At 73.9% G+C, this 10,469-nt stretch carries 9 protein-coding genes; 4 read left to right on the forward strand and 5 right to left on the reverse strand.

Features of this window, described 5'->3' with window-relative positions; translation table 11 throughout:
- Nucleotides 1–353: 353 nt before the first annotated feature.
- Nucleotides 354–1,673, forward strand: a complete 1,320-nt coding sequence (locus H5J29_RS09460; RefSeq protein WP_181780549.1) for an LCP family protein — start codon at nucleotides 354–356, stop codon at nucleotides 1,671–1,673.
- A 154-nt stretch (nucleotides 1,674–1,827) separates the two neighbouring features.
- Here the strand turns inward: H5J29_RS09460 and H5J29_RS09465 are convergent, their stop codons facing one another.
- Nucleotides 1,828–2,016, reverse strand: a complete 189-nt coding sequence (locus H5J29_RS09465) for a hypothetical protein (protein ID WP_181780550.1) — start codon at nucleotides 2,014–2,016, stop codon at nucleotides 1,828–1,830.
- Between the two features lie 242 nt (nucleotides 2,017–2,258).
- On the opposite strand from H5J29_RS09465, the gene H5J29_RS09470 reads away from it, so the two are divergent.
- Complete coding sequence (locus H5J29_RS09470) at nucleotides 2,259–4,346, forward strand: S9 family peptidase (RefSeq protein ID WP_181780551.1); 2,088 nt, start codon at nucleotides 2,259–2,261, stop codon at nucleotides 4,344–4,346.
- Here the strand turns inward: H5J29_RS09470 and H5J29_RS09475 are convergent.
- Nucleotides 4,343–5,836: an MFS transporter gene (locus H5J29_RS09475; RefSeq protein ID WP_181780552.1), complete on the reverse strand. Its 1,494-nt coding sequence runs from the start codon at nucleotides 5,834–5,836 to the stop codon at nucleotides 4,343–4,345. The genes H5J29_RS09470 and H5J29_RS09475 overlap by 4 nt on opposite strands.
- A 40-nt stretch (nucleotides 5,837–5,876) precedes the next feature.
- Entirely contained in the window at nucleotides 5,877–6,755 is an 879-nt protein-coding gene (locus H5J29_RS09480; protein ID WP_181780553.1) for an MOSC domain-containing protein, read from the reverse strand.
- A gap of 112 nt (nucleotides 6,756–6,867) precedes the next feature.
- Here H5J29_RS09480 and H5J29_RS09485 point away from each other — a divergent pair, with 112 nt between their 5' ends.
- Together H5J29_RS09485 and H5J29_RS09490 are read left to right on the forward strand one after the other, a co-directional pair.
- Nucleotides 6,868–7,242, forward strand: a complete 375-nt coding sequence (locus H5J29_RS09485) for an FKBP-type peptidyl-prolyl cis-trans isomerase (RefSeq protein WP_181780554.1) — start codon at nucleotides 6,868–6,870, stop codon at nucleotides 7,240–7,242.
- Nucleotides 7,239–7,745 carry a metallophosphoesterase family protein gene (locus H5J29_RS09490; protein ID WP_181780555.1) on the forward strand — a complete coding sequence of 169 codons (507 nt, stop codon included), beginning with the start codon at nucleotides 7,239–7,241 and terminating at the stop codon, nucleotides 7,743–7,745. Before H5J29_RS09485 ends, H5J29_RS09490 begins: the two co-directional genes overlap by 4 nt.
- Nucleotides 7,746–7,754: 9 nt before the next feature.
- Here the strand turns inward: H5J29_RS09490 and H5J29_RS09495 are convergent, their stop codons facing one another.
- Together H5J29_RS09495 and H5J29_RS09500 are read right to left on the reverse strand one after the other, a co-directional pair.
- Entirely contained in the window at nucleotides 7,755–8,876 is a 1,122-nt protein-coding gene (locus H5J29_RS09495) for a TerC family protein (RefSeq protein ID WP_181780556.1), read from the reverse strand.
- A gap of 244 nt (nucleotides 8,877–9,120) precedes the next feature.
- On the reverse strand, nucleotides 9,121–10,469 hold a 1,349-nt coding region (locus tag H5J29_RS09500), incomplete at its 5' end, for a purple acid phosphatase family protein (protein WP_220187184.1).

Genomic DNA, 10,469 nt, shown 5'->3' on the forward strand with positions numbered 1-10,469 from the left:
TTGGTAGGGCACCGGCGGCTTCGGACCGACGGCCCGGAAGCCGCCGCTGCCGCTCGTGGTCGCCCTGTGCGTGCTCACCCGTGGATCCCCCTAGCCCGGTCGACTCATGCCGGGCTTAGTCTGGTATGCCGAACGACGGTTAGTCACTCCGGCCGCATCCCTTCACCCCTTCGTGCGATGCTCTCGGCAGCACTGAGTGACGTCCACGCTGGGCCGGACGGGTGGTCGCGGCGGTCGGGAGCGGCACGTGCGCAGCTCGCCGTCGTAGGGTCACGCCACCACCAGCCTCCAGGGCCATCGCACCGTCGGGATCGGATCCGGGACCAGCGGTGCTCCCGCCCCGGAGAGGACAGATGGACGAACCCCCGCGCCCCCGACGGTCGCCCCGGATCCTGCTCGGCCTCGGCCGGACCGTCGTCGCGCTCGTCGCCGTGGCGGTCCTGGCGGGCACGGGCTACGCCTGGGCGCTCTACCGCTCGTTCAGCACGGACCTCGCCACGAGCGAGGTCCTCGCCGCGCGCCCCACCGAGCGGGCGCCCGCGAGCGCACCCCGGCGCAGCTACACCGCGCTGCTGGTCGGCATGGACAGCCGGACGGACGCCCACGGGGACCCGCTCTCGCCCGAGCTGCTGGCCGCCATCCACGCGGGCGACGACGGGGGTGAGCTGCACACCGACACGATCATGCTGGTCAGGGTGCCCGCCGATCCGGGGGCGCCGGTCGTCACCGTGTCCTTCCCCCGGGACTCCTACGTGCCGATCGCGGACGGCAGCGGCCGCCACAAGATCAATTCGGCGTACGGCCGCGGCTACCGCGCCGAACAGGACCGGCTCGAGGCGCAGGGCGTGAGCGGCGCCGACCTGGACCGGCGCAGCCGCGAGGCCGGGCGGGCCACCCTCGTCGCGACGGTCGAGCAGGCCTCCGGCACCACGATCGACCACTACGCCGAGGTCAACCTCGCCGGGTTCGTCGAGCTCACGGACACCCTCGGCGGCGTGCCGGTGTGCCTGAACCGCCCGGTCGACGACCGCGCCTACTCCGGCGTCGACCTGCCCGCGGGCCCGCAGACCGTCACCGGCGGCACCGCGCTCGCGTTCGTCCGCCAGCGGCACGGGCTCGACGGCGGCGACCTCGACCGGATCACCCGCCAGCAGGCCTACATGGCGGGTCTGACCCACCAGGTGTTGGCCACCGGCACGCTGACCGACCCGGGCCGGGTGGCCGACCTGCTCGGCGTGGTGACCCGCTACGTGGTCCTCGACTCCGGCTGGAACCTCGAGCAGCTCGTCGGGCAGCTGGGCACCCTCGCGGGCGCGGACGTCGTCTTCCGCACGATCCCGACGGTCCGACCGGACCTGTCGACGCCCTCGGACGGGATGGCCGTCGAGGTCGACGACGCGGCGGTCCGGGCCTTCGTCCACACCGTGCTGTACAGCGACGCCCGCGCGGGCGAGACCCCGGGGCCCACCACCGACACCCCGGACGCCACCAGGATCCGCGCCAGCGGGCCCACGGAGACCACCGGCCCCGCACCGACCACCGCGCCGACCACCACCGTGCCGACCACCACCGTGCCGACCACCACCGTGCCGACCACCGCCGTGCCGACCCCCGCCGACCCCTGGCGGGACCGCCCGGTCATCGACGCCGCCGCGGTGCCGTGCGTGAACTAGTGGCCCGCACCGCGAGTCCGTCGCGTGTCTCGGCGGATCCAGGTTCAGGCAGGCCAGGCAGCCGGTCCGAGGCTCGTACCGGGTGTACTCGCCGGACCGGCAACGCCGCCTGGCTGGGCCGTCGAGATGTGTGGCGGCTTCGCGGTGCGGGACGCTAGCTCGGCAGCTCCTGGGCGATCCGGTCCGCCTTCGCGCGGATCCGGTCCGCGGGCCAGGCCGCCACCTCGCGCAGCTGCTCGGCCACCGCGATCTCGACCGCCGCGTGCACCGCGGCGGGCGACACGAGCGGATCCACCGAGCGGGCCGCGGCCAGCGCTCGGGACGACAGGGACACATTGATCATCCGTCTCACCTCCAGTGGTGGGGACGTACGGGAAACGTGTCGGTGGCACCCGGGCGACGGGTCGTGGGCCGGGTGGTGTCGCGGGTGGGGCGAACGGACGGCGGCCTCATCCGCGTGGGTGACGCGGTGACACGTGCCGCGGCAGGCGGTCGTTCGGCGCGATCCCGCGATCGGGTCGGGCGCGCCGTGTTGCGGTGACCTCGCTCGCTGCCCCTCGCCACCACGTCGGGCAGACTGCGTCGGTGAGCACGGAGTCCTTCCCCCGCCTGCACGCCCGCACCCGCCGCTTCACCCTCGGGGCGCCCCGCGGGACCACCGTCTCCCCCGACGGCGGCCGGGTCGTCTTCCTGCGCAGCGGGTCCGGCACCGACCCGGTGACCCGGCTGTGGTGCTACGAGGTGGAGACCGGCGAGGAGCGGCTCGTCGTCGACCCCCGCGAGCTGGACCCCACCGACGTCGAGGACCTGCCGCCGGAGGAGCGCGCCCGCCGCGAGCGGAGCCGGGAGCAGGCGGGCGGGATCGTGTCGTACGCGACCGACCGCGCCGTCACCCGGGCGGTGTTCCCGCTGTCCGGCAAGCTCTACCTGACCGAGTTCGCGGGCGGCCTCGCGCCGCGGCTCGTCGAGACCGAGGGCGCGGTGATCGACCCGCGGCTGGACCCCACGGGGGCCCGGATCGCCTACGTGGCCGGTGGGGCGCTGCACGTCCACCTGGTCGCCGCACGGACGACCACGACCCTCGTCTCCCCCGAGTCCCCCCAGGTCACCCACGGTCTCGCCGACTTCGCCGCCGCGGAGGAGATGGGCCGGATGCGCGGCTACTGGTGGTCGCCGGACGGTGAGCGCCTCGCCGTCGCGCGGGTCGACGAGTCGCCGGTGCGGACCTGGTGGATCGCCGACCCCGCGAACCCCGACACCGAGCCCACGCGCGTCGCCTACCCCGCCGCGGGCACGCCCAACGCGGCGGTGTCGCTTGAGGTCGTCGGGCTCGACGGGCGCCGGGTCCCGGTCCCCTTCGACGACGAGTACCTGGTCGACGTCGTGTGGGACGCCCACGGCCTGATGGTCCAGGTCCAGCCGCGGGACCAGCGGGCGCTGCGGACCCTCGCCGTGGACCCGGACACCGGCGCCACCACGGTGCTCGACGAACGCACCGACCCGGTCTGGGTCGAGATCGTCCCGGGTGTGCCCGCCCGCACCGCCGCAGGCACGCTCGTGCAGGTCGACGACCGCGAGGGCGCCCGCAGGCTGGTGGTGGGCGGCGAGCCCGTGACGCCGCGGTCGATGCAGGTCAGGGCCGTCCTCGGGGTCGACGGCGAGACCGTGCTCCTCGCGGCGTCCGACCAGGACCCGACCTCCACGTCGGTCTGGACCTGGTCGCCCGCGGGCCTCGAGCGCGTCACACCCGCGACCGGCCTGCACTCCGGCAGGCTGGCGGGCGGCACCCTCGTGGTGAGCTCGACCGACCTGGACACCCCCGGCCGCACCGCGGTGCACGCGGCAGGCGCGGTCCACGAGCTCGCCTCGCACGCGGTCGTCCCCGACCTGGAGCCCCGGGTCACGCTGCTGCGCTCGGGCGAGCGGGAGCTGGCCACCGCGCTGCTCCTGCCGAGCTGGTGGGAGCCCGGCACCCCGCTGCCGGTGCTGATGGACCCGTACGGCGGGCCGCACGCCCAGCGGGTCGTCTCGGCCCGCAACGCGCACCTGACCAGCCAGTGGTTCGCCGAGCAGGGCTTCGCGGTCGTGGTGGTCGACGGGCGGGGCACGCCCGGTCGCGGGCCGGAGTTCGAGCGTGCGGTGCACCTCGACCTGGCCCAACCCGTGCTCGACGACCAGATCGACGCGCTGCGGGCCCTCTCCGTCGAGCACCCGGACCTGGATCTCACCCGGGTCGGCATCCGCGGCTGGTCCTTCGGCGGGTACCTCGCCGCCCTGGCCGTGCTGCGCCGCCCGGACGTGTTCCACGCGGCCGTCGCGGGCGCCCCGGTGACCGACTGGGCGCTCTACGACACCCACTACACCGAGCGCTACCTGGGCCACCCGGAGGTGGAGAAGACCGCGTACGAGCGGTCGTCGCTGTTCGGCGACGCCGCCGTGCCCCCGTCGGCCGACCAGCCGAACCGGCCGCTGCTGCTGGTCCACGGCCTGGCGGACGACAACGTCGTCGCCGCGCACACCCTCCGGCTGTCCTCGGCCCTGCTCGCCGCCGGCCGCGCGCACGAGGTGCTGCCGCTCTCCGGGGTCACGCACATGACCCCGCAGGAGGTCGTGGCCGAGAACCTGCTGCTCCTGCAGGTGGAGTTCCTCAAGAAGGCGCTCGGGGTCAGCTAGTCGTGCGCGACGTGGTGGGGGGCGCCGAGGTCGTCGTGCTCCCCCACCGGGTCGTCGTTCCCCCGGGCGCGCTCGTTCACGAAGTCCCGGATCGCGATGCCCAGCGCCACGAGCGTGGTCAGCACCGCCACCGCGAGCGCCCCGGCGATCGCGGCCGGGTAGGAGTTCCCGGCCGCCGCCAGGACGCCGTAGAACACGCCCGCGACCAGGGCCGTGCCGATCGCCGCGCCCACGCGCTGCCCGGTCTGCAGGGCACCGCCCGCCGAGCCCGCCATCCGGACCGGGACGTTGCGCAGCGTCATCGTGATGTTCGGGGAGATCGTGCAGCCGCCGCCGATGCCGCCGACGAGCAACGCGGGCGCCACCCAGAACCCGGCCATGTCCCCCGGTGCCAGCAGCAGGATCACCGCCGTCGCGGCGATGCCGACGGCCACCAGCCCCAGCCCGATCACGGTGAGCTTGCGGCCCAGCCGTTCGACCAGCCGTCCCGCGACGACCGCGGACACCGCCGACCCGACCGCGAACGCGGTCACCGACAGCCCGGACTGCAACGGCGTGTAGCCCAGCCCGTTCTGGAAGAACTGCGCGAACACGATCCAGACACCCGAGAAGCCGGTGAAGTAGACCAGCCCCACCAGGGCGCCCGCGGCGTACCCGGAGGTCTGGGTGATCAGCCGCAGGTCGAGCAGCGGCTCCTGCTCGCGCCGCAGCTCGCGGCGCTCCCAGAGCACGAACACGACACCCAGCACCACACCGATCGGGAACAGCCACCAGAACCGCGCGATCCCGCCGGACTCGGCCTGGACCAGCGGGAACAGCAGGGCCAGCACGGATCCACCGAGGAGCGCCGCACCCAGCCAGTCGATGGGCTTGCGGTCGCCCGCGGTGCCGACCCTGGGCACCAGCCGGGCCGCCAGCACCACGGCGAGCACGCCGATCGGGACGTTGACGTAGAAGATCCAGCGCCAGCCGTCCGGCTCGCCGAACGCGGCCAGCAGCAGGCCGCCGACGATCGGGCCCGCCGCCGTCGAGATCCCCACGGTGGCGCCGAAGAACCCGAAGGCCCGCCCGCGCTCGGCCCCGCGGAACAGGTTCTGGATCAGGCCCGAGTTCTGGGGGGCCAGGGTCCCGGCCGCGAGCCCCTGCAGCAGCCGCGCCACGACCAGCAGCTCGATCGTGGGCGCCGCACCGCAGGCCGCGCTGCACAGCACGAACGCGACCAGCGCGATGAGGAACATCCGGCGCCGCCCGAAAGCGTCGCCGAGCCTGCCTGCCGGGACCAGAGCGAGCCCGAAGGTCAGCGCGTACCCGGAGACCACCCACTGGGCGCCCGCCGGGTCCGTGCCGAGCCCCTGCTGGATCGACGGCAGGGCCACCGACACGATGCTCACGTCGAGCAGGGTCATGAACCCGGCGGCGAGGGTGACGGTGAGGGCCCGCCAGCGGCGTGGGTCCGGGGTGAAGGTCTCGGTGGTGGCGGCGCTCGTCATGGCACTGGCGAACGTACCTCCGGGCCCGGCGGCCCGCGCGTCAGGCCAGGGTGTCGCCCACGCGCACCGTGCCGCTCTCCGCCACGTCCGCGTAGGCCCCGGCGCAGGCCCAGGTCCCCATGCCGGGGATGGTCCGGCGGTTGACCCTCGCGATCGTGCGGAGGGTGTCCCGGTCCTGGGGCAGGTCGCCCTGCGCGAGGGTGGTCATGACGCAGCGCATCGTCGGCATGGTCACGGTGATCCGCGCGTCGCCCGCCGCGAGGGTCCGGCCCACCCACTCGTCCTCGAGGAACTCGGGCTCCTCCCCCGTGTCCAGCAGCAGGTTCGGCCGGTAGCGGCGCAGCGCGAAGGTGGCGTCCGGGGCGGCCGCCCGGAGCGCGGCCAGCGTGGAGGTGGTCATCAGGTGCAGGACGCCGAGGTCGAGGAAGGAGTCCGACGGCGTCAGCCCGGCCGTGGCGATCCGGCTCACCGCCTCGCCGTCGCTGTGCTCCACGGTGGTGTCGTCGATGAACCCCTGCGGCGCCAGGCCCTCGATCACGGGCCACTGCTCCTCGAACTCCGCGCCCGCCACCGGATCCGCGGACAGCGCGACCGCGCGGCCGAGCAGCTCGGACAGGGCGGCGTCGAGCTCGGCACCGGACTCCAGCACCCGCCCGTCCGCGAACGTGACGGCGACGGGCGGCGGTGGGCCGTCCGGCGTCGGCTCGCCGAGGAAGGCGGCCGAGCAGCCCAGCAGCGCGCCCCACTTGCGGGGGTACTTCGCGCTGGCCACGGTCCCGTCGGCGGTGTCGACCACGGCGTAGGCGCGGTCGCCGAGCGCACCGCCCGGCAGCAGGGCCAGCGACTCGACCTCCTGCCCCTGCATGGACTTGACGGGGAAGCGGTGCAACGAACGGACGCGGGGCGTCGACGGCGACATGGTCCATGCGTACCCGGCCGCGCGGGGCCCGCACCACCTCCGGAGGGACAGGTCTGGCAGGGTGGTCGACCGACTCCCAGGACGTATCCACACACCCACAGGAGGACCCACCGTGGCCCCGCAGAAGCCGGTCGTCGACCCGATCGACGGCCCCGCCCCCACCCAGCTCGAGATCACCGACATCACCGTCGGCGACGGCCCCGAGGCCAAGGCAGGCAACCAGATCGCGGTGCACTACGTCGGCGTCGCCCACTCGACCGGCGAGGAGTTCGACGCCTCGTACAACCGCGGCCAGACGCTGAACTTCGGCCTCGGCGCGGGCCAGGTCATCCAGGGCTGGGACCAGGGTGTGCAGGGGATGAAGGTCGGCGGCCGCCGGCGCATCGTGATCCCGCCGCACCTGGGCTACGGCGACCGCGGCGCGGGTGGTGCCATCAAGGGCGGCGAGACCCTGATCTTCGTGGTGGACCTGGTCGCCGTGAGGTGAGACTGCTCATCATGTCCGACACCCACGTGCCGGTCCGGGCCGAGACCCTCCCGGACCGGCTGTGGGAGGCCGTGGACCAGCTCGGGGCGGACGACCTCGTGGTGCACGCGGGCGACTGGATGGACCCGGGGCTGCTCGACGCACTCCTCGAGCGGGCGCCCCGGGTCGTCGGCGTCTGGGGCAACAACGACGGCCCCGAGCTGCGCGAGCGGCTCCCCGAGGTGGCCCGCTTCATCGCGGGCGGCCTCCGGTTCGCGGTCACCCACGAGACCGGGGCCGCACAGGGCCGCGAGCGGCGGGCGGCCACCCGGTTCCCCGACGAGGACGTGCTCGTCTTCGGCCACTCCCACATCCCGTGGGACTCCGTGGCGAGCACGGGCCTGCGGCTGCTCAACCCCGGGTCGCCGACGGACCGGCGCCGCATGCCCACGCACACGTGGCTGACCGCGACGGCCCAGGACGGCGAGCTCCGCTGGGTGGACCTGCACCACCTCGAGCCCTGAGCACGAGGCTCAGTGCTGCTCGGCGGGCCTGCCCGTGTGGTGGCTGTCCTCCTCGGCCTGGCGCTCGTCGATCGCGCGGTCGTGCGCGTTGATCTCCGCGGCCTCGGCGGCGTCGTGTGCCACCGGCACCGTGACGGGCGAGCCGTGGCCCTCGGCCAGCGCCGGGTTCCGCTTCACCGCGACCAGGCTGACGACCGTGGTGATCGCCAGGACCCCCACGATGACCAGCAGCGACACCGCGATGCTCACCTCGGGGACCGGGATCGGCTGCCCGTCGTTGAGGAACGGCAGCTCGTTCTCGTGCAGGGCGTGGAGCACGAGCTTCGCGCCGATGAACGCGAGGATGACGGCGAGGCCGTAGGACAGGTAGATCAGCTTCTTCAGCAGCCCGCCGAGCAGGAAGTACAGCTGGCGCAGCCCCATCAGGGCGAAGGCGTTGGCCGTGAAGACCAGGAACGGCTCCTGGGTGAGGCCGAAGATCGCCGGGATCGAGTCCAGCGCGAACAGCAGGTCGGTGAGCCCGATCGCGATCATCACGATGAGCATCGGGGTGACCCAGCGCTTGCCGTCGAGCCTCACGGTGGTCTTGGAGCCGTGGAACTCCTCGGTGACCGGGAAGACCCGGCGCACCAGGGAGACGACCTTCGGCTCCTTCCACTCCTCGTCCCCGCCGCCCACGCCCTGCCGGACCATGTTCACGGCGGTGTAGATCAAGAACGCGGCGAAGATGTAGAAGATCCAGCTCAGGGCGTTGATCGCGGCCGCGCCGACGGCGATGAACGCGCCGCGCATGACCAGCGCGATCACGATGCCGACCAGCAGCACCCGGTGCTGGTGGATCGCGGGGACCGCGAAGCTGGACATGATGATCACGAAGACGAACAGGTTGTCCACCGAGAGCGAGTACTCGGTGATGTACCCGGCGAAGAACTCACCGGCGTACTGGCCACCCGCGAAGAACCAGATGCCGAGGCCGAAGAGCACCGCGAGCGCCACGTAGAAGAGCACCCACCGGGTGGCCTCCTTGATCGTGACCGCGTGCGGCTTGTGGTCGACCAGGAACAGGTCCGCGAGGATGATCGCGACCAGGCCGCCGATGGTGGCGAACCAGAGCCAGACAGGCACGTTCACGAGGGGAGTCTCCAGGGGGTGTCGAGGGCAGCATCAGGCCGCCCCGAGGTCTCTCCCCTCCGCGACCAGCGGATCGGTGGCGCCGGGTCCGGGGTCCGCATGATTGTCGATCCTGGGCTGCGGAGCCCCTCGCCGTGCTGACGACGCCACCGCGGGCGGGATACTCCCCTACGGTGCCTGATCAGTCTGCCCCGCGGCGCGCGGGCACCGCCAGCCGGGGTGACCGAACGCACCTCTGACCAGGTCAGACGGGCCGTCCTGCCGGGACCGACAGGGCCGCCGCCGCGATGCCGGGGACCGGGCGGGCGAGGTCGACCCGGTCGATCTCCTCGCCGCCGTCGGTGATCGCGTGGACCCGCAGGGTCGCCGTCCGGCCGGGGGCCTCGGGGCGCACCTCCACCCGCACGTACGCGTAGCCCTGGTAGCGCACGCGGGACCAGCCGACGGTCTCGTCGTCCGTGCCGTCCTCGCCGGTCACGCGGCTGCGGATCTCCTCGTCCTCGCCCGGGCTGCCGCGGTGGCGGTCGCCGGCGTCGTCGAGCCAGCCGTTGTGGGAACGGCCGCCCGAGCCGACGCAGAGGTACGTGGTCCCGTCCGTCTCGGGGTGGACCGTCGCCCCGTCGGGAGCCTCCCGGGTGGGCCTGCCCGCGCGGATCGGGTCGGTCCGCTCGTACTGGTGGTTGTGGCCCTGCACCGCCAGGTCGACGCCGTAGCGGTCGAACAGCGGGGTCAGGGCCTCGCGCACGCCGCCGTCGGAGGCGTGGGAGTCGCTCGTGGAGTAGGCGCAGTGGTGGAAGAAGACGACCACGAAGGTCACCGCGGGATCGGCGCGGAACCCGGCGAGGGTCTGCTGCAGCCAGCGGGTCTGCGCGCCGTCGCTGTAGCCGGTGACGGCGCGGATCTCGGTGGACAGGTCGTTGGCGTCCACGCTGACCACGCCCACGCACCCGTACGTGAAGGCGTAGACCGACGGGCAGCCCGCCGGGCCGGTCCGCGGGAGGTCCAGCCGGGCGGCGTGGCCCCCGTAGCCGTGGCCCGCGTCGCCGTCGTCGTACATCGCCTCCATGTCGTGGTTGCCGGTGGCGAACATCCACGGCGTGGTGGCGGCGCTGCGCTCCACGGCGGTGAGGTAGGCGGTCCACAGGCCGGGGTCGAAGGCGTCGTCCGGTTCGCCCTTGCCGGGCCGGTCGGCGTAGCAGATGTCCCCCGCGAGCAGGTGGAACGCGGGCCGGTCGGCCGCGACGAGCGCGGTCAGGCTGTCGGCGGGCCTCGCGGTGCGGCCGGAGTCGGAGTCGTAGCGGTTGGCGAAGTCCCCGCCGCCGGTGTTCACGCCCTGGTCGGCGAAGGCGGTGAAGACGAACGGGGTGCGGTCACCGGGGGCCGGGGCCGTGCGGAAGGTGGCGTCGGGGGTCAGCCTGCCGTCGGCCAGCCGGAAGCGGTAGTGGTACTCCGTGCCCGGTCGCAGGTCCGCGGCCGCCGCGTGCGCGAAGTACTGCTCGGCGGCGCCGGGGGTGACCAGGTTGCGGACCTCGACGGGCAGCGTCGCGCCGTAGCCCGTGTCCAGCCCGAGGTCGACGACCGCGGCGCCCGCGG

Origin of the sequence: Pseudonocardia pini (assembly GCF_013870575.1) — a bacterium.
GTDB classification, from domain to species: Bacteria; Actinomycetota; Actinomycetes; order Mycobacteriales; family Pseudonocardiaceae; genus Pseudonocardia; species Pseudonocardia pini.

Excerpts from the sequence above, each read along its gene's own strand:
- H5J29_RS09465 (WP_181780550.1), bottom strand. The coding sequence starts at position 2,016 with ATGATCAATGTGTCCCTGTCGTCCCGAGCGCTGGCCGCGGCCCGCTCG.
- H5J29_RS09475 (WP_181780552.1), bottom strand. The coding sequence starts at position 5,836 with ATGACGAGCGCCGCCACCACCGAGACCTTCACCCCGGACCCACGCCGC.
- H5J29_RS09460 (WP_181780549.1), top strand. The coding sequence starts at position 354 with ATGGACGAACCCCCGCGCCCCCGACGGTCGCCCCGGATCCTGCTCGGC.
- H5J29_RS09480 (WP_181780553.1), bottom strand. The coding sequence starts at position 6,755 with ATGTCGCCGTCGACGCCCCGCGTCCGTTCGTTGCACCGCTTCCCCGTC.